The sequence below is a fragment of the Vibrio sp. 2304 genome (genome assembly GCF_033339475.1).
Lineage (GTDB): Bacteria > Pseudomonadota > Gammaproteobacteria > Enterobacterales > Vibrionaceae > Vibrio > Vibrio alginolyticus.
On the sequence record NZ_JAWOUQ010000018.1, the window covers coordinates 43,107 to 66,497 of the forward strand.

Here is a 23,391-nt window from a genome sequence, read left to right on the forward strand (position 1 = left end):
CTAACTTAACAGTTTATTAACATAACATTTTACCCCTTTGTTCGCTGAAAAAGCCCATAGCATGGGGATTCTTCATTTTTAACACCCCGACTAAAGTTGAAAAGAGTTATTGCCAACACCTTGCTAATGTACATATTGAAACATTTCATTAACAACAATACCAATCGTAAGGAGACGGCAATGGCATTTGAAAGCGAAGAAAGAGCCAAAGCCTATTGGGACAAAAACGTGAAGCTCATGATCGGCCTAATGGTCATCTGGTTCGTCGTGTCTTTCGGCTGCGGCATTTTATTTGTCGACGTACTAAATCAATTTCAACTAGGCGGTTACAAACTCGGTTTCTGGTTTGCTCAACAAGGCTCCATCTATGCCTTCCTAGGAATTATTTTCTATTACGCATGGAAGATGCGCCAAATTGACCGTGAATTCGGCGTGGACGAATAAGGAGTCACTCAGATGGATTTGAAAACTATTACCTACCTGGTCGTTGGCGCCACGTTCATCCTGTACATCGGGATTGCTATTTGGGCTCGCGCCGGATCAACCAAAGAGTTTTATGTTGCTGGTGGCGGTGTAAACCCGATTGCAAACGGTATGGCAACCGCAGCCGATTGGATGTCCGCAGCGTCGTTTATCTCAATGGCAGGCTTAATTGCCTTCATGGGCTATGGCGGCTCAGTATTTCTAATGGGTTGGACTGGTGGCTACGTTCTGCTTGCGCTGTTGCTAGCGCCTTACCTACGCAAATTTGGTAAGTTTACGGTGCCAGAGTTTGTTGGTGAACGCTTTTACTCCAACACAGCACGTATCGTAGCGGTTGTTTGTCTTATCATCGCATCAGTGACTTATGTTATCGGTCAGATGAAAGGCGTGGGCGTTGCGTTTGGTCGCTTCTTAGAAGTGGATTACTCCACCGGCCTATTAATTGGTATGTGTATCGTTTTCATGTACGCGGTTCTTGGCGGCATGAAAGGCATCACTTACACGCAGATTGCTCAATATTGCGTACTCATTCTTGCTTACACTATCCCTGCAATCTTTATCTCTCTGCAACTCACTGGTAACCCAATCCCACAAATTGGTCTGGGGAGTACCATGGCTGGTACCGATGTCTATCTACTCGATCGGCTTGACCAAGTTGTGACCGAACTCGGATTCAGTGAATACACGACCCAAGTACGTGGCGACACACTTAATATGTTTGTCTACACCATGTCACTGATGATTGGTACTGCCGGTCTACCACACGTAATTATCCGTTTCTTTACCGTGCCGAAGGTTCGCGACGCACGTACATCAGCAGGCTGGGCTCTGATCTTCATCGCAATCCTTTACACTACAGCACCAGCGGTATCAGCGATGGCTCGTCTCAACCTAATGAATACGGTAAATCCAGCTCCGGGTCAGCACCTAGCGTATGACGAGCGTCCTGCGTGGTTCAAAAACTGGGAAACAACTGGACTACTCGGTTTTGACGATAAAAATGGCGATGGCAATATCCAATACACTTCAGATGCGTCCACCAACGAACTGCGCGTTGATAACGACATCATGGTATTGGCTAACCCAGAGATCGCTAAACTACCAAACTGGGTGATTGCACTTGTGGCAGCAGGTGGTCTTGCAGCTGCACTATCTACCGCAGCAGGTTTACTACTCGCCATTTCTTCAGCTATTTCCCATGACTTAATCAAAGGGGTTATCAATCCGAACATATCCGAGAAAAAAGAGCTACTTGCTAGTCGAATATCAATGGCAGTAGCGATAGCAGCCGCAGGCTATCTCGGTTTAAATCCGCCTGGATTTGCCGCAGGTACGGTAGCACTCGCCTTTGGTCTTGCCGCTTCATCCATCTTCCCTGCATTGATGATGGGCATCTTCAGCAAGAGCATCAACAAAGAAGGCGCAATCGCCGGTATGATTGCAGGTATCAGTATTACGCTGTTCTACGTATTCCAACACAAAGGCATTCTTTTCGTCGCTGATTGGAAATATCTAGAAAGCTGGGGAACAAACTGGTTCCTGGGTATTGAGCCAAACGCGTTTGGTGCTATCGGCGCACTATTTAACTTCATTGTTGCATTCGCTGTATCCAAAGTAACTGCAGAAACGCCACAAGAAGTAAAAGACCTAGTCGAACACGTTCGCGTACCAGTAGGTGCTGGTAGTGCAGTGGATCACTAAAAACTAATCAAAACCACAAAAGCCCCGTTTGGAACCAGCCGTCCGGGGCTTTTTTATTCTCACTTTTCAGTTACCATATTCGCAGTATGTCGTTGCAAGGAAGCCAAGATGTTCAAAAACAAGCACTTTATTCTCGCTCTACTGATTGCGCCAGTTCTCTCTTTGATCGCTTACTTCGGTACCGATATGGCCCTCAGCGAGAAACCCCACGCGGCGCAAGAAGGGGAAACTTACAAACTCGCGAGTAAGTCTAATTGTCGTTACACCAGTGGTCTGTGTGATATGGAAAATGGCGATTTTAAAGTGAAATTTCGCTCTGAAAAACTCACTAAAAATAACTTAGAATTGTCACTCAACGCCGCTTACCCACTTGAAGGGGTTAAAGTTTCTATTGTGAGTGACAAAGAGAAAAACGCTCAACCGATTGATATGAAGCCCGCCGATCAAGCAGGCCAAAGCTGGTACATCACCTTACCAAAGCCTGCATCTGCAGAAAGCTGGTTAAGAGTCGTCATTCAATCAGGCGGCACACTATATTATGGTGAAACACAAACCGCATTTGTGAAGTACGAAACCTTATTTACTGAATAACGGCGACAAGCTAATTCACCGGTATTCAAACGACAGTGACTTAGTTTCACTCAGCATAAATGAATTCCTACTCAGCCGACGCCTTTGCGTCGGCTTTTGTTTCCGTAAGTCTTTCTTCAACAACCTCTTACTCTAAAAAGGGTTGCCAACTCACAAGTTAATTGATAATAATTATCATTACATTTAATGAGAGGTGGTTATGGACAACAAACGGGACATCTTTAACGCATTTTTTAAAGCCCAAGATAGATTCCTTCTCGCCGCACCACATGGCTTTGAGCCAGACGTGATTCATGACTATATTCATTGGGGAATGGTGTTGTCTTCCTGTTATGAACACGATGCCGATGAAGAAAATCTATTGTTGTGTGAGCTGTTTTTACGTCAGGTTTATTTCCATTTACTAGACGCGATTCAAGACTCAACTCGCAGTCGTATCTTCCGTCGTGTCTGTCTCGATTCTATCCATACGCCATTATTTTGCCTCAAACGCTATTACTACCAGTTTGAACAAGGCGACGTGAAATTTCTCGCACTACAACAACAATTACGCCTGATTCAAATCTCACTCGATTAACCAAAAGGATCCCTACCATGAGCACCGAATTCCGCATAGAAACTGACAGTATGGGCGAAGTAACGGTCCCTGCAGATGCTCTCTACCAAGCCCAGACTCAACGCGCCGTCGATAACTTCTCATTCAGTCAACATAAAATGCCATCTGGTTTTATCAAAGCGTTAGCACACATCAAGCAGACTGCGGCACTCACCAACGCACAGCTAGGGCTGCTTGAGGGAGATATTGCCAACGCGATTGCTGACGCAGCTCAAGCAATTATCGAAGGCAATCATATTGAGCAATTCCCAATTGACGTGTTCCAAACGGGATCAGGCACTAGCTCAAATATGAATGCGAATGAAGTAATTGCAACACTGGCCTCCCAGCATCTAGGCGGCACTGTCAGCCCTAATGATCACGTCAACATGGGGCAAAGCAGCAACGATGTGGTACCAACGGCCATTCAAGTTAGCGCAGCATTAGCCATCGAAAAACAGCTCTTCCCGGCCCTGTCACACCTCAGCCAAACACTAGAGTCTAAACAGCAAGCATTGAAAGATGTTGTAAAAACCGGTCGCACCCACTTAATGGACGCGATGCCAATTACCTTTGCTCAAGAACTTGGCGGTTGGCAGTTCCAAATCGAGCATGCAAAACAAGCGATTGAACAAGCTCTTCCTGCTGTAAAAGCCTTAGCCCAAGGTGGTACGGCGGTTGGAACGGGGATCAATGCCGATCCACGCTTTGCAGACTTATTCGCTAGCAACCTAACCCAGTCAACTCGTATTCAGTTCACGGCCAGTGATAACTTCTTTTTCAATTTAAGCAGTCAAGATGCGATCGTCGCTCTGTCGGGACAGCTCAAAACAGCAGCAGTTGCGATCATGAAGATCGCAAACGATCTTCGTTGGATGAATTCAGGCCCATTGGCTGGTTTAGGTGAGATTGAATTACAAGGCTTGCAACCGGGTTCTTCCATCATGCCTGGCAAAGTAAATCCTGTGATCCCAGAAGCCGCAGCGATGGCATCAGCGCAAGTCATTGGTAATGACACCACCATTACCGTCGCAGGCCAAGCGGGCAACTTCCAGCTTAACGTCATGCTGCCAGTTATTGCTCATAACGTATTGGAGAGCATCGAGTTACTCTCTAACAGCGCAACCGCTTTAGCTGACAAAGCCATTACGACGTTTGAAGTTCGCCAAGATAACTTGGATGTAGCACTCGCCAAAAACCCTATTTTGGTCACGGCTCTCAACCCGGTCATTGGTTACCTAAAAGCGGCAGAAGTCGCGAAAAAAGCCTACAAACAGGGACGCGCGATTATTGATGTCGCGGAAGAAGAAACTGATTTGGATAGAGCCACACTAGAGCGATTGCTTAATCCAGCCAAACTGACTCAAGGCGGCGTCGCAGAATAAGCGGCAAACTCAGCCTATCAACTAAGATTACAAACATCGAGACCTCCATTCGGAGGTCTCTTTTTATAGCGATTTTTCAAACACTCCAATCCTAAGCGACTCGATTGAGCACCGAACGCAGCTTAAGCGGCTTAACTGGCTTAGCAATAAAGCTGAACCCATTTGCTTTGATGCCATCAAGCATATCATCGGTACGATCTGCACTGATGATGACGCCTTCAAAGCTGTGGCCTAATCTCAGGCGGCATTGCTGTAGCACTTCTAAACCAGTACGACCATCATCAAGTCGGTAATCGGAGAAAATTACATCCGGAATCCAACCATCCTCAAGCGCTTGTAGACTTTCAACTAAATCAATCGCAACTCGTGTATCGCAGCCCCATCGGGAAAGTAAGTTTTCCATGCCGACTAGAATGTCAGGCTCATTATCGACACATAGGATTCTCAGATGACCAAGTTCAGATTGCTTACTCATTGCCACGTGAACTGGATGAGGCTGAACATGATCAGCTTTATCTAGGGTGATGGAAAAAACACTGCCTTTTCCAACCCAAGAGCGCATCGAAATTTTATGCCCAAGTACCTGAGCAATTCCTTTCGAAATCGCCAAACCAAGTCCGAGACCTTGGTCGGAACGAACTTGAGTTCCGCGATTAAACTCTTCAAAAATCTCTTGCTGCTTCTCTTCTTCAATCCCCACTCCATTATCCCATACATCAATACGCACTCGCCCTTTCACGCGGCGAACACCGAGTGCGACTTTGCCATTCGGGTTATAACGAAACGCATTGGTCAGGAAGTTTTGCACCACACGGCGCAGCAGTTTGGGATCCGACTTAACCATGAGTGAGGACGGAATCATGGTGAACTCTATACCTTGCTGTTTGGCTAACGCACTAAACTCAGCATTCAAATTCGATAACACATCATTTAACGCAAAGCCATGCACGTTGACTTCCAACTTGCCCGATTCCAAACGCGAGATATCCAGCAAATCTCCAATTAAGTCTTCGGCAGCCTCTAAAGCACTTTCAATGTGTGCTGACAGCTTTTTGGCTTCGCTGTCTTTGGCGACTTCCGATAGTGAAGATGCGAATAGACGCGCCGCGTTGAGCGGTTGCATCAAGTCATGGCTTACTGCCGCCAAGAACCGTGATTTGGACTTCGATTCCAAATCCGAGCGCTGCGTCGCTTCCACCAGCTGCTTGTTAAGTTGTTCTAATTCTCGAGTCCGCAGACGTACTCTTTCTTCCAATGTCTCGTTGGCGTCTTTCAGTGCTTGCTCTGCATCACGGAATACGGTGATGTCGGTAAAGCTCATCACAAAGCCACCACCTGGCATTGGGTTACCTTGCACCTCTATCACGCGACCATCGGGACGAACCCGAGAAGAGGTGTGCCGAGTCCCTTGCTCAAGGTGATAAACACGGCGACGGACGTGGTCATCAGGGTCACCAGGGCCACACAACCCCTGCTCTGCATTGTGCCGAATCACATCCGCAATCGGTCGACCTACTTGAATCAGGCCTGGCGGAAATTCAAAAAGTTCTAAATAGCGTTGGTTCCACGCTACCAAGCGTAGTTGCTTATCGACGACCGCAATACCTTGTCCAATATGCTCAATCGCGCCTTGGAGTAAACCCCGACTAAAATCGTACAGTTCAGAGGCTTCATCGACGATAGTCGCCACCTCTTCAAGCTGCATGTTTCTTCCTTGCAGAGCGGAAGTAAGTACTAACTTAGCAGAAGATGCTCCAAATACCCCTGCTAGCACACGCTCCGTATGCCGAATCAGAGAAGATGGCGCTTGTTGATTCGGCATCAACTCTTCTCGTTGCTGGCTCCAGTAGGCTTGAAACGCCGCTTTAACTCGCGTTCGTCCTACAAATCTGGACGCTAGCATTTCCAGTTCTGCAACCGTAACGCGGCTCTGGTACAGACTCATATTTTCGCTTTCAGGCAACGGTGTACCAACGAATGATGCCGATTGTAAGCGCTCACTTAGGCTTGGTCGGGTAGCCATAGAAACCACAACAAAACACACTGCATTAGCGACCACGCTGAGGATCATCCCCCAATCTGAAATCGCGATATCAAAGCTAGCCAATACCTCTGGTGGCGTAATCAACCAGATCAGGAAGTTATTACTGGCGTCTCCGGCAAGCATGTCTGTTTGGCTCATTAACGTAATCAACCAGGTAGCAAAACCCACCGCGAGGCCAACATACACACCTTTCTTATTCCCTTGACGCCAATACATACCGCCAACCAGCGCAGGAGCGAATTGCGTGATAGCCGCGAACGAGAGAAAGCCGATAGCAGAAAGTGAATGAATGGTGTCCAACGCTTGATAGAAACACCACGCGCCAATCAACAAAACTAAAATCAAACCACGGCGGATCCGCAGTAATAATTCAGAAAAATGGTGGTGGTTACGCTGCGTCAGTCGCATGCGACGCAATAGCAATGGCATAACCAAGTCATTCGAGACCATGATCGCTAAGGCAATCGTCGATACGATAACCATGCCGCTTGCTGCTGAAGTACCGCCTAGAAACGCAAGCAAGGCGATTTCACTCGCCCCGACCGACATCGGCACACTGATGACATAAGTATCAGGCGAAGCGCCACTCAAGAGGCCTTGCCCTACCCACGCAATAGGTAAAACAAAAATCCCCATTAAGATCAGATAAATGGGGAACAACCAACGAGCCACATGCAAATCTTGAGCACGTTCATTTTCTACCACCATCGTATGGAATTGTCGCGGAAGGCAAACTATCGCCAGCATGGTCAGTACAGTATGAATCAATATAGTCGGGATATTTGGTGACTGATACGTCTGTGCGGCAACATCAATTAAGCTCAAATTCTCGGAGTTCATCGCCAACCAAACAATGAAGACACCAACCACTAAAAAAGCCAGCAGTTTGATAATGGATTCGAAGGCAATTGCCATCATCATCCCACGATGGTGTTCCGTGTTATCAATGTGGCGGGTACCGAATAGCATCGTAAAAATCGCCAATGCGACCACAACAAACCACGACACGCTATCGTTTTGATAACCAAAATCAGTAGCCAGCTCCGGAGCAATAATTTCAAGCCCCATAGTGATACCACGCAGCTGTAAAGCGATGTACGGCAAAATTCCCGCAACCGCTATGAGCGTAACAACCACGGCCAAACCTTGGGATTTACCGTAGCGTGCTCCGATAAAGTCAGCAATCGACGTGATGTGTTCCCGTTTAGCAATCAAAATAAGCCGAGCTAAAACGCGCCATCCGATGGTAAACACTAAAATGGGGGCAATATAGATGGGCAAGAAAGACCAAGGATTACTGCTGGCCTGCCCGACCGTGCCGTAGAAGGTCCATGATGTACAGTACACCGCAATGGAAAGACTATAAATCCAAGGCCGCCAGCGCGCTAGCCACCTTTTCTGAATGTCGCCGTACCACGCGATGATAAATAAAGCTCCCAAATACGCTAAAGAAACGGGAACCACCAGCCATCCTTGCATCCGATATCCTTTCTTGCCTTTCTTGCTACTTTTAAAGCAAGAGAATAAAAAAACCTCTCCATGAGGGAGAGGTTTCATTTAACACCGCTTTGATAACGGAGACAAAGCTTAGTTTTTAACCTTTGTTACATAAGTCTAATTCTGTGTTTCAAGTGGCTTGTCTGATACATCAACCACCTGATGTGGGTCTTGTGAGTCAAGCTTGATGAACAGAGCCAATAACCCCATCGCGGCCATGCCCCAGAACACAAGCGGTCCCCAGTGCTCATAACCCCAACCACTCAATACGGTCATTAACGCGATAAATGCGCCCAACGGAATCGCGTTATACAACGCTTGCAACGCTACGATCTTATTTTCTTCGGAGTTTTGGATATATTGGATCGCGGCAATGTGTGCGGTAGCGAAAGTCACACCATGCAATAGTTGAACAATCACCAAAGCAATAATTGATGTTGTCGACGCCGTAATACCCCAACGCATCATTACACCAACGGCAGCAGCAATAAACAGCGCGCGTATTGACCAACCTACGAATAAGCGCTTACTCAATGCAAACACTGCCACTTCTGCGGCTACTCCTAAGCTCCACAAGTAGCCAATGACATCTTCCGAGTGACCAGCGGCCTTCCAGTGAATCGCACTAAAGCCGTAGTAAGCCGCATGACTGCCCTGAATTAGTGACACCAACACTAAGAATTTTAGTATCGGCTTGTCGGTCAAAAGAGCGGTCAGCTTTGGACGTTCTGCGCTTTGCCCACCGTGCGTTACAGGCATTGGGTTAGTCGGTCGCATAGCAAACAGCAACGAGATAAACACGCCGAACATCGCAGTGTACAAGATCATATCGGAGCCAAATTCAGCCACTAGGTAGCCCACTGCCGTCGAGCCTGCGATAAAGGCAATCGAACCCCATAGCCGCGTACGGCCATAATCGAGCATTTTCAGGCGAGCGTAGTAATTTGCCATCGCGTCCGACAACGGAATAATCGGTCCACAACAAAGATTGAACAACACTGTCGCTAGTGCCATTAACCAAAAGCTACCACCCGTAAAAAAGTGAAATCCAACAAAAAGGAGGGCAGCGAAACTCAACCAACGTAAAGCAGGCATAAGATGTTCGACTTTGTGTACTCGTGGGGTGATCACGATATTGGCAACACAACGTGTCGCAAGGCCTAACCCGACCAGCAAACCGATATCTGTCGAAGATACGCCCTGATCCTTAAACCAAAGTGACCAAAATGGCAGATACACGCCATACGCAAAGAAGAATCCGAGAAAGTACTGGGAAATCCAGCCATACGGAGAAGGTTTCAACATTACTAATATCCTAAAACGGGAACACCAACGTTCGAGCCGGGAATTATGGATCGCCATGCGTATTATAAAAAGGGAAGAATAAGAAACTTATCGTTTCCTCGATGGAATACTAACTTTGCGACATTTGGCATCTTCAAACGAAAACATCGTAATTTAGACCAAAGTCGTCTGGCTTCCGGTAAGAAATTTGTCAGACTTAGAGAGTGTTCCTTCCATCATTATTGGGTGTTCTCATGCCTGACAAATTTAACATGCAATCTCCACCGTTCGATCGCTTAACTGAAGCACAACAAACGCGACTGCGATCGTCTCTGGACGTCGCCTACTATCGAGCTCGAGATGTTATTTTATCCTGCGGACAGAAGAACCCCCACTTACATATTCTGATCAAAGGCGCGGTAGAAGAGCGCTCCAACGATCAACAGGAAGTGTTCGCACATTATGCCAACGACGATATGTTCGATGTACGCTCGTTACTTGAAGACAAGGTACGTCATCACTACATCGCGCTTGAGGACACGCTCTCTTACCTACTGCCGAAAGAAATTTTCCTTGCCCTTTACAACGAAAATGGCCAGTTTGCAGCCTATTTCGATAACAATTTATCGAAACGGCAAGAGCTCATCGAAGCGGCCCATCAACAGCAAAACTTAGCGGAGTTTATTCTCACTAAAGTTGACCGCAGCATTTATCACCCACCGATGATCCTCGAACCAAATACACCAATTAACGAGGTAACACGTTCCTTAAAAGAAAATGGGATTGACGCTGCATTGGTTCAACTCCATGGCGATGATCCACGATTGGAAAAATGGCCATCAGCCCACCCGTACGCAATAGTGACTCGTACTAATATGCTGCATTCTGTGATGATAGATGGTTGCGCGCTCGACACACCAGTGGGTGAGATCGCGAGCTTTCCTGTTTATCACGTTGATGATGGTGACTTTCTATTCAACGCCATGATCACAATGACCAGAAATAGAATGAAACGCCTCATGGTATGTGAAGGCAACAGAGCCGTTGGCATGCTGGATATGACCCAAATTCTTAGCGCGTTCTCAACCCACTCTCACGTGTTAACGCTCAGTATTGCTCGAGCAAGCAGCGTGGAAGAGCTCGCTTTGGCCTCAAACCGCCAACGTCAATTGGTCGAGAGCTTATTGAAAAACGGCATCCGCACTCGCTTCATCATGGAGCTGATCTCAGCCGTAAACGAGCAAATTATCGAGAAAGCGTTCGAGTTAGTAATACCACCAGCCTTGCACGACCATTGTTGCTTGATCGTACTCGGCTCTGAAGGCCGAGGAGAGCAAATTCTCAAAACCGATCAAGACAATGCCCTGATTATTCAAGATGGCCTGGAATGGCCTCATTGCGAACAAGTGATGCAATCCTTCACACACACCCTACAACAGCTCGGTTATCCACTTTGCCCTGGTAAAGTGATGGTTAACAACCCGAAATGGGTCAAAACACAGCAAGAATGGATAAGCACCCTAAACCACTGGATAGCTAAAGCCGAACCACAACAAATCATGGACTTAGCCATTTTCAGTGACGCCCATGCTGTTGCTGGGAATTGCGAGCTGCTGGCTCCAATTGCGGCGCATCTTCGTGACACAATGAAAGATCGCATGTTGATATTGTCTGACTTTACTCGCCCTGCCTTGCAGTTTTCGGTGCCCCTAACTCTATTTGGCAACGTAAAAAGTGCTAAAGACGGATTGGACATTAAACGCGGCGGTATTTTCCCAATTGTACACGGCATTCGCACCTTGTCTTTGGAATATGCCATTGAGGAGAAGAACACGTTTGAGCGCATTGAAGCTCTGAGAAATAAGCGCATCTTAGAATCTGAAACGGCAGATAATCTCAACGAAGCACTGAAATTGTTCTTTAAACTTCGCCTTAATCAGCAACTCAAAAAGCAAGAAGCGTTGAATAACATTGATATTAAACAACTGGATAGAACTGAGCGTGATTTGCTTCGCCACAGCTTACATGTGGTGAAGAAATTTAAGCAATTTTTAGGCTTCCATTATCAAATTCGTGATTAACCCTGATTTTCATAAATCACAGAGGCGTAGGCAATGAACTGGTTACAACGCAAATACTGGCACTACAAACTGAAAGGTTCGCCTTATCAGTCGCTGTTTTGCACGCCAGATAAAACAGAATACGTCTCTCTTGACTGCGAAACCACCAGCCTTGACCCAAATCGCGCCGAGCTGGTGACTATTGCAGCCACCAAGATCATCGACAACCGCATCATCACCAGTCAACCATTTGAAGTCCGCTTACGCGCGCCGCAATCGCTCGACTCAGGCTCGGTCAAGATCCATCGAATTCGCCACCAAGACTTAGTCGATGGCATCAGTGAAAAAGAGGCGCTGCTCGAGCTGCTCGACTTTATCGGCAACCGACCACTTGTGGGCTATCACATTCGTTACGATAAAAAGATCTTAGACCTTGCTTGTCTGCGGCAACTTGGCTTCCCACTTCCTAACCCACTTATCGAGGTCAGTCAGATTTATCACGATAAGTTGGAACGACATTTGCCGAATGCCTATTTCGACTTAAGTCTGGATGCCATTTGTAAACACCTCGAACTTCCTATCCAAGACAAACACGACGCCTTGCAAGACGCGATTTCTGCCGCTTTGGTCTTTGTCCGCTTAACGAAAGGCGATTTACCCAACCTAACCGCACCGTATACATAAAAATCAGTTGACCTAGCTCCCAGAAATACTTTTGTTTCAGCGATTTCCCGGCGCTTCTATCACTCTCATCCTAAAGTCTAATTGTGGAAATACGCGCGGTGACTGACAGTTATAAGCACAACGTCGTCATTACCACGACCAAGTTATTTAGAACCAAAAAACAGCCCTACAAAAATATATTCAAAATCTTATCTAGATTGGTGTAAGGCCGAGAAATAAGGCACAAGGAGAGAAGCCATGAGCGAAGCCCACGTTTATCCGGTAAAAGAAAATATTAAAACTCATACACACGCGGATAATGATACTTACTTAGCCATGTATCAGCAGTCGGTAACCGATCCAGAGGGCTTCTGGAACGAACACGGCAAAATCGTTGATTGGATCAAACCTTTCACCAAAGTAAAAAGCACTTCTTTCGACACTGGCCATGTTGATATTCGCTGGTTTGAAGATGGCACACTGAACGTCTCGGCTAACTGTATTGACCGTCATCTTGCAGAACACGGGGATGACGTCGCCATCATTTGGGAAGGCGATGATCCAGCCGACGACAAAACACTCACTTTCAACGAACTGCACAAAGAAGTGTGTAAATTCTCCAACGCATTGAAAGAGCAAGGCGTACGCAAGGGCGACGTGGTGTGTCTATACATGCCAATGGTGCCAGAAGCCGCAGTGGCTATGCTCGCTTGTACCCGTATTGGTGCGGTTCACACCGTAGTATTTGGCGGTTTCTCACCAGAAGCGCTATCCGGCCGTATCATCGACTCTGACGCTAAAGTCGTGATCACCGCAGACGAAGGCGTACGTGGCGGACGCGCTGTTCCACTGAAAAAGAACGTGGATGAAGCACTAACCAACCCAGACGTAAAAACCATCAATAAAGTCGTCGTGCTTAAACGTACAGGTGGTGATGTTGAATGGCATGAACACCGTGATGTTTGGTGGCACGAAGCAACAGCCAATGTTTCTGACGTTTGCCCACCAGAAGAGATGAAAGCCGAAGACCCGCTGTTCATCCTCTACACATCTGGCTCGACAGGTAAACCTAAAGGCGTACTACATACTACAGGCGGTTACCTCGTCTACGCGGCAATGACCTTTAAATATGTCTTCGATTATCAACCAGGTGAAACCTTCTGGTGTACCGCGGATGTGGGCTGGATTACAGGCCATACTTACCTAATTTATGGTCCACTAGCGAACGGGGCCAAAACCATTCTGTTTGAAGGTGTTCCAAACTACCCAAGCACGGCTCGTATGAGTGAAGTGGTTGATAAGCACCAAGTGAACATTCTCTACACTGCGCCAACCGCTATTCGTGCACTAATGGCAAAAGGTAACGAAGCGGTAGCAGGGACATCTCGTTCAAGCTTACGTGTGATGGGTTCAGTAGGTGAGCCTATCAACCCTGAAGCGTGGGAGTGGTACTACAAAACGATTGGTAACGAGAGCTCGCCTATCGTTGATACTTGGTGGCAAACAGAGACCGGCGGTATCTTAATTGCACCACTACCAGGCGCAACAGACTTAAAACCAGGCTCAGCAACTCGACCATTCTTCGGAGTCCAACCTGCACTGGTTGATAACATGGGCAACATCATTGAAGAAACCGCAGCAGAAGGTAACTTGGTGATCCTTGATTCATGGCCAGGTCAGATGCGCACTGTTTATGGCGACCACGAGCGCTTTGAACAGACCTACTTCTCAACCTTCAAGGGAATGTACTTTACTAGTGATGGAGCTCGTCGTGACGAAGACGGTTACTACTGGATCACGGGCCGTGTTGATGACGTACTAAACGTGTCGGGTCACCGCATGGGTACCGCTGAAATAGAATCGGCTCTTGTCGCACATCATAAAATTGCTGAGGCCGCTATTGTGGGCATTCCGCATGATATCAAAGGCCAAGCTATCTACGCTTACATTACCTTGAACGATGGTGAATTCCCGTCAGCAGAGCTACACAAAGAAGTGAAAGATTGGGTGCGTAAAGAGATTGGTCCAATTGCAACACCAGATGTACTGCACTGGACGGATTCCTTACCGAAGACTCGTTCTGGTAAGATCATGCGTCGAATCCTGCGTAAAATTGCAACGGGTGATACCAGCAACCTCGGAGACACATCAACGCTTGCCGATCCGAGCGTTGTAGATAAACTTATCGCAGAGAAAGCAGAATTGGCATAAATTCAACCAACTGTTTTAAAAGCACTTTAAAAACCGCCATCACTCATGGCGGTTTTTTGCTTTAGTGCACAAATTGGCCACACAAAAAATATGGCAATTATGTTGTTTTTGTTAACTTGGTTACAGAAACGAGAGTGGCTATTAGGAGATTAGACCAGTAAATTGCTGCTAATTGCTATGAATTAGCTATAATCTTGGTCGATTTTTTAAAATTTGCTCGGTTTTAACAAAAAAATCGTGCTGAACTATCGTATATTTGGGAATATAAACGTTCCACTCACGATAAGGGAAGATAGCAACACAATGTCTGCAAAGTCACGGATTCTTGTTCTAAACGGACCAAATCTTAATCTATTGGGTCTGCGCGAACCGACACACTATGGTCACAGTACCTTAGCTCAAGTTGTGGATACTCTTACAGAGCAAGCCCATAACGCTGGGGTAGAACTGGAACACCTACAATCAAATCGTGAGTACGAACTGATTGAAGCCATTCACGCTGCCTATGGCAAGATTGACTTCATCATCATCAATCCAGCGGCTTTCACTCATACTAGTGTGGCGCTGCGAGATGCATTACTTGGCGTCGCCATCCCATTTATTGAGGTGCACTTATCAAATGTGCACGCACGTGAACCATTCCGTCATCACTCTTATCTGTCAGATAAAGCAGAGGGTGTGATTTGCGGTTTAGGCGCACAAGGTTATGAATTTGCTCTGTCTGCAGCGATCAATAAGCTACAGGCAAAGTAACCCTAACACTCTGCAACCCTACGAGGGTTGTCTTAATCACAAGATAAAAGAGAAAGAAAAGATGGATATTCGTAAAATCAAGAAGCTAATTGAGTTAGTTGAAGAGTCTGGCATTGCTGAGCTAGAGATCTCTGAAGGTGAAGAGTCAGTGCGCATCAGCCGTCATGGCACTGCAGCCCCTCAAGCACCAATTCACTACGCAGCAGCTCCAGCGGCGGCACCTGCTCCAGTAGCAGCGGCACCAGTAGCGGAAGCGCCAGCAGCAGAAGCTCCAGCAGCAACACCTGCAGGTCACCAAGTTCTTTCTCCAATGGTTGGTACTTTCTACCGCTCTCCAAGCCCAGACTCTAAAGCATTCGTAGAAGTGGGTCAGAAAGTAAATGCTGGCGATACTCTATGTATTGTTGAAGCAATGAAAATGATGAACCAAATCGAAGCGGACAAATCTGGCGTTGTTACAGCAATCCTAGCTGAAGACGGCCAACCAGTTGAATTCGACCAACCTCTTGTTGTAATCGAATAAGCGGGGCTTGCCTTATGCTAGACAAAGTAGTCATCGCGAACCGAGGTGAAATTGCACTTCGTATTCTTCGCGCTTGTAAAGAATTAGGTATTAAGACCGTCGCTGTTCACTCAACAGCTGACCGCGATCTTAAGCACGTACTACTCGCAGACGAAACCGTATGTATCGGCCCTGCTCGTGGTATCGACAGCTACCTAAACATTCCACGCATCATTTCTGCAGCAGAAGTGACTGGTGCTGTGGCTATCCACCCAGGTTACGGCTTCCTGTCTGAGAACGCAGACTTCGCAGAGCAAGTTGAGCGCAGTGGTTTCATCTTCGTTGGTCCAAAGGCAGACACTATCCGCCTAATGGGCGATAAAGTATCTGCTATCAATGCAATGAAGAAAGCAGGCGTTCCTTGTGTACCGGGTTCTGACGGCCCTCTAGACAATGACGAAGAGAAAAACAAAGCATTTGCTAAGCGCATTGGTTACCCAGTAATAATCAAAGCATCTGGCGGCGGCGGCGGTCGTGGTATGCGTGTTGTTCGAGCAGAGAAAGACCTTATCCAAGCCATTGCAATGACACGTGCTGAAGCAAAAGCGGCGTTCAACAATGACATGGTTTACATGGAGAAATTCCTAGAAAACCCTCGTCACGTTGAAGTTCAGGTTATTGCTGACGGTCAAGGCGGCGCAATCCACCTTGGTGAGCGTGACTGTTCAATGCAACGTCGTCACCAAAAAGTAGTGGAAGAAGCTCCAGCACCTGGTATCACTGAAGAAATGCGTAAGTACATCGGTGAACGCTGTACTCGTGCATGTATCGAGATCGGTTACCGCGGCGCAGGTACGTTTGAATTCCTATATGAGAACGGTGAGTTCTACTTCATCGAAATGAACACTCGTATTCAGGTAGAGCACCCAGTAACAGAGATGGTTACTGGCATCGACCTAATCAAAGAACAGCTTCGTGTTGCAGCGGGTCAGCCTCTGTCATTCACTCAAGATGATATTAAGATCCGTGGCCATGCGATTGAGTGTCGTATCAACGCAGAAGACCCTGAGCGCTTCCTACCATCTCCGGGTAAGATCGAGCGTTTCCACGCTCCTGGCGGTATGGGTGTACGTTGGGAATCTCATATCTACACAGGCTACACAGTTCCACCTCATTACGATTCAATGATTGGTAAACTGATCACTTACGGTGAGAACCGTGATGTAGCGATTGCACGTATGAAGAACGCACTGGGTGAGATGATCATCGAAGGCATCAAAACTAACGTGCCACTGCAATTCTCCATTATGAATGACGAAAACTTCCAACACGGTGGTGCAAACATCCACTACCTAGAGAAGAAGCTTGGCTTACAATAAACCTAAGCAAACGTCTTAAAAAATGCCCACTCCCGTGGGCATTTTTGTTTTATATGTACGCGAAGGGCTCAACATATAAATAGGCTTATTTGGGTATATACTCAAACAAATCGTAGAGTTCTGGTAAACTCTGCGCCACTTCATTCACTTTAAGAGCAAAAACCAATGCCTTGGATTCAAATCAAACTCAACGCGACCAATGAAAACGCTGAGCAAATCGGCGATATGCTAATGGAAGAGACTGGCGCGCTGTCTGTTACATTCTTAGACGCGCAGGATACACCTGTATTCGAACCTCTACCTGGCGAAACTCGCTTATGGGGCGATACTGATATTCTGGCACTGTATGATGCAGAAGCAGACACTAACTTCATCATCGACCAAATTAAAGCGAGCAATATGCTGGCTGACAATTTTGCTTACAAAGTAGAACAGCTTGAAGATAAAGACTGGGAACGCGAATGGATGGAAAACTTCCACCCAATGAAATTTGGTGAACGCCTATGGATTTGTCCAAGCTGGCGCGACATTCCAGATCCTGACGCTGTTAATGTTATGTTGGATCCAGGCCTTGCATTCGGTACGGGTACTCACCCTACAACAGCACTTTGTCTTGAGTGGCTAGAAAGCATGGACTTAAGCGGTAAGACCGTTATCGACTTCGGTTGTGGCTCAGGTATTCTTGCGATCGCAGCGATCAAACTGGGCGCTGAAAAAGTGATAGGGATCGACATTGATCCTCAAGCCCTGCTTGCTTCAAAAGACAATGCTGAGCGTAATGGCGTTGCAGACAAACTAGAAGTTTACTTACCGCAAAATCAACCAGAAGGTCTCGTCGCTGACGTCGTTGTGGCCAACATCCTTGCGGGACCTTTACGTGAACTTGCACCTATCATCAAAGGGCTAGTTAAGCCAAATGGCGACCTCGCTATGTCCGGCGTATTAGACACTCAAGCTGAAGATGTTGCGAACTATTACCGTGACGAGCTTCACATTGACCCAATTGTTGAGCAAAGTGAATGGTGTCGCATCTCTGGTCGTAAGCAAGGCTAGACAAGGTTTTCAGAGCTAATTGTTTGAAATTTATACAATTTACAAAAACAATTTGTAAATGCTCAAATATTAGTCTTTTCACGCAGTGAAAAAATGCGTAAAATGCGCGCCCTTGCTGGTACAGAACTGTGATGACGTTTTGAAAATCGGAAACTATCAACTTAAGAACAATCTAATCGTAGCCCCTATGGCTGGTGTAACGGATAGACCGTTTCGCGAGTTGTGTCTTCGCTATGGTGCGGGAATGGCCGTCAGTGAAATGATGTCTGCTAACCCAAAACTATGGGGAACGTCAAAGTCGAAACAGCGCATGGTACACGAGGGCGAATCGGGCATTCGCTCTGTACAGATTGCGGGTTCCGATCCACAGCTTATGGCGGACGCAGCTCAATTCAGTGTTGAGAACGGTGCACAAATCATCGACATCAACATGGGCTGCCCGGCAAAAAAAGTGAATAAGAAGCTAGCGGGCTCTGCTCTGCTTCAATACCCAAACATTATCGAAGAGATTTTGAAAGCGGTCGTGAATGCAGTGGACGTTCCTGTAACGTTAAAGACTCGAACTGGCTGGGATACAGACAACAAGAACTGTGTCCAGATCGCTAAATTAGCCGAAAACTGCGGCATACAAGCTCTTGCTCTGCATGGCAGAACGAAAGCATGTATGTACAAAGGTGAGGCCGAATATGACAGCATTAAAGCGGTAAAAGAGGCGATTTCAATTCCGGTTATCGCGAACGGTGATATCGATAGCCCGGAGAAAGCCAAATTTGTACTGGAGTACACCGGTGCGGACGCTTTAATGATTGGACGCCCTGCCCAGGGTCGTCCTTGGATTTTCCAGGAAATCCATCACTATTTGGAAAACGGCACCACAATGGAGGAACTTCCAACTGAGGAAGTGAAAACCATTATGCTTGGTCATGTAAATGCTCTGCATGAGTTTTATGGGGAGTCCTTAGGTCCACGTATCGCGCGCAAGCACGTTGGGTGGTACCTGAAAGAGCATGAACAGGCAAGTGAGTTTCGCCGTACCTTCAACGCTATCGACGCAGCTCCGCTGCAAATTGAGGCGTTAGAAGGTTATTTTGATAACGTTGCATCATAATTAAGAGAAGAGCTAGACCGAATATGTTCGAACAAAATCTGACTTCAGAAGCATTAACAGTAACTACAGTAACGTCACAAGACCAGATTACTCAGAAGCCTTTACGTGACTCTGTTAAAGCGTCTCTTAAAAACTACCTTGCTCAACTAAACGGCCAGGAAGTAACAGAACTATACGAATTAGTTCTAGCTGAAGTTGAACAGCCACTACTAGATACTATCATGCAGTACACTCGCGGTAACCAAACTCGCGCAGCAACTATGATGGGTATCAACCGCGGTACTCTTCGCAAGAAACTTAAGAAATACGGCATGAACTAAGACCGTTTTTCAAAAAGTATTTGGAACAAGCCGTTACCTTTTTAGGTAACGGCTTTTCTTTATCTACTAAAACACTACGAATAACGCTCACTTTGTTCAGTATTACCAACTGGCTTTAAGATAACTACTGCTGAGCCAAACAATAGGAAAGCCACGAAAGCGACACATTCATTGCCTACAGAATACGCGAAGCCCGCCAAGGCAGACCAAATCGCGACACCAAAGTGCATCATACTCATTCCAGAAGACATCAGCACACCTCGATGTTCATCAGATAAGCTTGCTATATGTGCTTGTAACGCCGGAGAGCCTACCCCTCCAGCAAGAGACCAGAGCACTAGAGCTGGAAGATAAGCGGTAACCGTACTCATCTCATTTGAGAACACCCATGCACTGCAAGGTATGCACACCATTAAAGCCACTCGCATAACGGCTCGAGAGCTACCAAGCCAACGGCAAGCTCTCCCCACGCACATATTTCCAACCACACTCACGATCCCTAGAGCAGCATAAATAGCGCCCACCCAACCGAGCGCCAACTCGCTGGTATCTCGAATATGAAGGCCTATCAGGTTAAATACACCAATACCTCCCCCTAGGCCTAAACACATCGCTAGAATCGCCCTCAACGCGCCTGGAAGATGAATGACGTCTGTGATAGGTGGCAGAGTATCTGACTTCTTGGACTCATTATGCTTGTTGTTCATGGACACTACGCTCATGGCACCGACAAAAAGAGCCGCCACGCCCAAAATAATAAAAGCGGCACGCCATGATAAAAGCTGGGTCAACAATGCTCCGATCGCCGGGCTAGTTATCATACCTAGCGTTAATCCCGCCTGAACCATCACAATTTGACGCATCGCTCTATTACCCTTCGCGTCTCCCGCTAACGCGAATGCAATTGGTAACATGCCTGCACTTGCAATACCAGTGATCACACGAGTTGCAATAGCAAGTTCAAAATCATGAACTATGCCCGTCGTAATAGACGCAACCCCAAATACAAAGCAAGCAGGCACCATGATACGAATACGCCCAGCTCGGTCTGATAAACGGCCCAAGTAAGGAGCGAAAATTGCTATGGCTAAACTATATGCCGTAATAAATAAGGTCACCTGACTCGGTTGAACACTTAAATCATTTCCGATAGGTTCAAGAATAGATCCAAGCATCAACTCATCTGCACCAACAAGAAAAGCAACGAGAAATAGGATCATGGACTGCATCATAGCTCCACCTCCTGTTCTGTTTCCGATTCAGCACAAGTGAGCAACGAAATATCTAAAACTCTATCAGGCCAAGATTGCAAAAATGCCTTCTCATGAGATACTACAATCACGCTACCGGAAAAGCGCAGGAGAGCCTCTTTAAGCGCATTTTTACTGCTGCTATCCAAATGTGTTGCTGGTTCGTCCAACAGCAAAACATTGCATTTCTGAACCGATAAACAACACAGTTTCACCCGAGTTTGCTCACCACCGCTCAATGTATCTAAGTGGCGCTGCGTCTTATCCCCCGTGATCCCAAAGCGAGCTAATAGCTTGCGTGACTCTTTGCTTGAGATTGTTGGCGCACAAGAGCACAGCTCCTGTTCAGGCGTGTTCTGAAGATGGCGCCAAGACAAATCTTGAGAAAAATAACCAATCATTGCACCTTTTGCCAATACCACCTCACCAGAGAGTGGCTCGATCTCCCCCATCAGGGTTTTAAGTAAGGTCGACTTACCCACGCCGTTAAAGCCAGCAACAACCAACTTTTCCCCGCGCGCTAACGTGATATCAAATACTGGAAGCAGAGGCTGCTGATAACCGATCATCAACGCTTTTGCGTCAATCACATTCGGTTGCCCAATGGGCTGGTAAGCAAAGTCAAACATCGATACTTTCTCTACATTATTCAGTTGAATAGGTTCGATTTTATCCAGTTTTTTCTTACGCCCTTTAGCAAGACTCGCGTTAACTCCTGCACCATTTTGGGCAATAAATTTCTCTAACTTTCGAATTTCACTTTGCTGAGCCTTATATTGCTTTTCTAATAAAGCACCGTCGTGCTGCTTTTGCTGCATTGCTTTGACATAAGTACCGCTGTATTTTCGAACCGTTTGATAATCAATATCACAAATACTGGTCGCTACTTGATTAAGGAAATCAACATCATGAGAAACCAGTAAAACGGTGCCAATGTAATCATTGAGAAACGTGACTAGCCATTCAATGTGCGGAGCATCAAGATAGTTTGTCGGCTCATCAAGAATTAACACATCGGGGTTGCGAAGTAACAACCTGCCTAAAAGGACTTTGTGCCTTTGACCGCCACTTAGCGAGACAAGCGGTGTATCTAAGCCAAATTGATAAATGCCAAGACCTACAGCAACTTGTTCAATTTTGGTATTAATTGCATAAAAGTTTTCATCTTCTAAATATGCCTGTAGCCGAGCGACTTGGCTTAAAAGAGATGTAGAGTGAGACTCGGTCATCGCATGATACAAAGTCCAAAGCTTTTGCTCTGTAGCGTATAAACTCTCAAAAGAGCCCTTTAAACACTCATGAACTGTCAGCACATTATCGATCTTAAAATGTTGTTCTAAATACCCCACCTCAAGGTTTGGTAACCAGTCAATGCAGCCCTTATCTGCAGATAATTCACCGAAAAGCAGTTTCAATAAGGTGCTTTTTCCAACACCATTCGCTCCGGTGATACCTATTTTCTCTCCCACGTTAATACGAAAGGTCACGTTGTTGTATAACGTCTTATCAGCTATCTGATAAGACAAATTTTTAACTTGTAAAATACTCATGTTTTCAACCAAATAAAAAAGGGCCGGTGATCAATACCGGCCCTTTTTTCAATACTGGGTAATGCTTTGTAGCTGCTTAACAGATACAAAAAGGCCGATGATGAAATATCACCGGCCATCTCTTCTCTTTTATCAGGTGTACAAGCTCCTGCGTATAACTTCAGCGAAGCTACCCACACATAAAACACCTGATGAAGATTAATTTAAGACTCCGAGCAACACTTCATCGCGTTTTTTGCACGGAGTTCAGCCTTCTTACAAAGCTTTTAAACAAGAGATATAACATGATTTACTGTCGAAAAAACACTCGATGTGAAGCGTACACCTTTAGAATAAAAAGTACCAGATAATTATTAAAACTATCGTGACTTACACGAAGGTCCACTGAAAGAAGACTTTTCCTCAGTCAACGTGCTAGGTGAACGACTTACTCAGCAAACACAGCTATGAGAGCACCTATACCGCTCACGTTATACGAATGTAGTGGTGGCTTTGTAGGTTGGAGAGGGTTAGAGGGAAGAAGTAGCGAATACACTTTAAGACACTGGCTTAAATAGATCGACAAAACAAAATCCATGTTTGGAAAGTTTTAAATGCGCTGAGTTTATATTAATAAGCGCCTATGGCTAAATCAAAACATCTAAAGCAGAGAAATCTCCCCGAAAATAACATAACCTAGTGAATAAATTCTCCAGGTAATAATAAAGGAAGCTTTGGTAAGTTAAGCACAGGGGCTCAAAACTAGCGCTCGAGACTGCAGAAACCACACAAAACTGCGTTCCACTTCACTCATAACAGGGCTTAGAAAGCATCGCCAGAGGGAAGCCGGCCTCTCGATGCAAGGTTTCAATATGAAAGTGGGTTTAAGGTAAGTCGGGTAACCAAAACGAAAAAAGCCTCAGTCTTTCGACTGAGGCTTAATATAAGTGGCGGAGTGGACGGGACTCGAACCCGCGACCCCC

Annotated in this window: 18 protein-coding genes; 14 read left to right on the plus strand and 4 right to left on the minus strand. The window is 46.3% G+C overall.

All coding sequences use genetic code 11. The features are described from left to right. Positions 1-180: 180 nt before the first annotated feature. From R7P64_RS22275 to R7P64_RS22295, 5 genes are all read left to right on the plus strand, one after another. A complete protein-coding gene (locus tag R7P64_RS22275) occupies positions 181-444 on the plus strand; it encodes a DUF4212 domain-containing protein (RefSeq protein WP_005382373.1) in 264 nt (87 codons plus the stop codon). A gap of 12 nt (positions 445-456) precedes the next feature. Then, positions 457-2,184: a sodium:solute symporter family protein gene (locus R7P64_RS22280; RefSeq protein ID WP_005382372.1), complete on the plus strand. Its 1,728-nt coding sequence runs from the start codon at positions 457-459 to the stop codon at positions 2,182-2,184. Positions 2,185-2,292: 108 nt separating this feature from the next. Next, on the plus strand, positions 2,293-2,775 hold the full coding sequence (locus R7P64_RS22285; protein ID WP_005382371.1) for a hypothetical protein: 483 nt from the start codon (positions 2,293-2,295) through the stop codon (positions 2,773-2,775). 199 nt (positions 2,776-2,974) lie between these two features. Then, the gene (locus R7P64_RS22290) at positions 2,975-3,352 is read left to right on the plus strand and encodes a hypothetical protein (protein ID WP_005382370.1); all 378 of its coding nucleotides are present in this window, start codon (positions 2,975-2,977) and stop codon (positions 3,350-3,352) included. Positions 3,353-3,369: 17 nt separating this feature from the next. Next, positions 3,370-4,755, plus strand: a complete 1,386-nt coding sequence (locus R7P64_RS22295; RefSeq protein ID WP_104975663.1) for a class II fumarate hydratase — start codon at positions 3,370-3,372, stop codon at positions 4,753-4,755. 91 nt (positions 4,756-4,846) lie between these two features. Here R7P64_RS22295 and R7P64_RS22300 read toward each other — a convergent pair whose 3' ends face one another. Both R7P64_RS22300 and R7P64_RS22305 read right to left on the minus strand, forming a co-directional pair. Continuing rightward, entirely contained in the window at positions 4,847-8,278 is a 3,432-nt protein-coding gene (locus R7P64_RS22300) for a PAS-domain containing protein (protein ID WP_318123985.1), read from the minus strand. A gap of 135 nt (positions 8,279-8,413) precedes the next feature. Further along, on the minus strand, positions 8,414-9,601 hold the full coding sequence (locus tag R7P64_RS22305) for a 3-phenylpropionate MFS transporter (RefSeq protein WP_005382367.1): 1,188 nt from the start codon (positions 9,599-9,601) through the stop codon (positions 8,414-8,416). A 233-nt stretch (positions 9,602-9,834) separates the two neighbouring features. Between R7P64_RS22305 and R7P64_RS22310 the strand changes: the two genes are divergently transcribed. The 9 genes from R7P64_RS22310 to fis all read left to right on the plus strand — a co-directional run bounded on the left by R7P64_RS22310 (position 9,835) and on the right by fis (position 19,629). Next, positions 9,835-11,661, plus strand: a complete 1,827-nt coding sequence (locus tag R7P64_RS22310; RefSeq protein ID WP_158159512.1) for a DUF294 nucleotidyltransferase-like domain-containing protein — start codon at positions 9,835-9,837, stop codon at positions 11,659-11,661. A gap of 33 nt (positions 11,662-11,694) precedes the next feature. Then, positions 11,695-12,324, plus strand: a complete 630-nt coding sequence (locus tag R7P64_RS22315; protein WP_005382363.1) for a 3'-5' exonuclease — start codon at positions 11,695-11,697, stop codon at positions 12,322-12,324. 237 nt (positions 12,325-12,561) lie between these two features. Continuing rightward, positions 12,562-14,514, plus strand: a complete 1,953-nt coding sequence (gene acs / locus R7P64_RS22320; protein WP_005386359.1) for an acetate--CoA ligase — start codon at positions 12,562-12,564, stop codon at positions 14,512-14,514. A gap of 303 nt (positions 14,515-14,817) precedes the next feature. Further along, positions 14,818-15,267, plus strand: coding sequence for a type II 3-dehydroquinate dehydratase (gene aroQ, locus R7P64_RS22325; protein ID WP_005382360.1), 450 nt, complete (start codon positions 14,818-14,820; stop codon positions 15,265-15,267). Positions 15,268-15,328: 61 nt separating this feature from the next. Further along, positions 15,329-15,790, plus strand: coding sequence for an acetyl-CoA carboxylase biotin carboxyl carrier protein (gene accB, locus R7P64_RS22330; protein ID WP_005386355.1), 462 nt, complete (start codon positions 15,329-15,331; stop codon positions 15,788-15,790). 14 nt (positions 15,791-15,804) lie between these two features. Then, the gene (accC, locus tag R7P64_RS22335; RefSeq protein WP_005382509.1) at positions 15,805-17,148 is read left to right on the plus strand and encodes an acetyl-CoA carboxylase biotin carboxylase subunit; all 1,344 of its coding nucleotides are present in this window, start codon (positions 15,805-15,807) and stop codon (positions 17,146-17,148) included. Positions 17,149-17,313: 165 nt separating this feature from the next. After that, positions 17,314-18,201 carry a 50S ribosomal protein L11 methyltransferase gene (gene prmA, locus R7P64_RS22340; protein ID WP_005382507.1) on the plus strand — a complete coding sequence of 296 codons (888 nt, stop codon included), beginning with the start codon at positions 17,314-17,316 and terminating at the stop codon, positions 18,199-18,201. 139 nt (positions 18,202-18,340) lie between these two features. Beyond that, entirely contained in the window at positions 18,341-19,309 is a 969-nt protein-coding gene (dusB, locus tag R7P64_RS22345) for a tRNA dihydrouridine synthase DusB (protein ID WP_318123988.1), read from the plus strand. 23 nt (positions 19,310-19,332) lie between these two features. Then, entirely contained in the window at positions 19,333-19,629 is a 297-nt protein-coding gene (gene fis / locus R7P64_RS22350; RefSeq protein WP_000462885.1) for a DNA-binding transcriptional regulator Fis, read from the plus strand. Positions 19,630-19,703: 74 nt separating this feature from the next. Here the strand turns inward: fis and R7P64_RS22355 are convergent, their stop codons facing one another. Both R7P64_RS22355 and R7P64_RS22360 read right to left on the minus strand, forming a co-directional pair. Then, a complete protein-coding gene (locus R7P64_RS22355; protein WP_222712663.1) occupies positions 19,704-20,861 on the minus strand; it encodes an MFS transporter in 1,158 nt (385 codons plus the stop codon). Next, on the minus strand, positions 20,858-22,429 hold the full coding sequence (locus R7P64_RS22360; RefSeq protein ID WP_318123990.1) for an ABC-F family ATP-binding cassette domain-containing protein: 1,572 nt from the start codon (positions 22,427-22,429) through the stop codon (positions 20,858-20,860). The genes R7P64_RS22355 and R7P64_RS22360 overlap by 4 nt, the downstream gene beginning before the upstream one ends. Between the last annotated feature and the right edge of the window lie 962 nt (positions 22,430-23,391).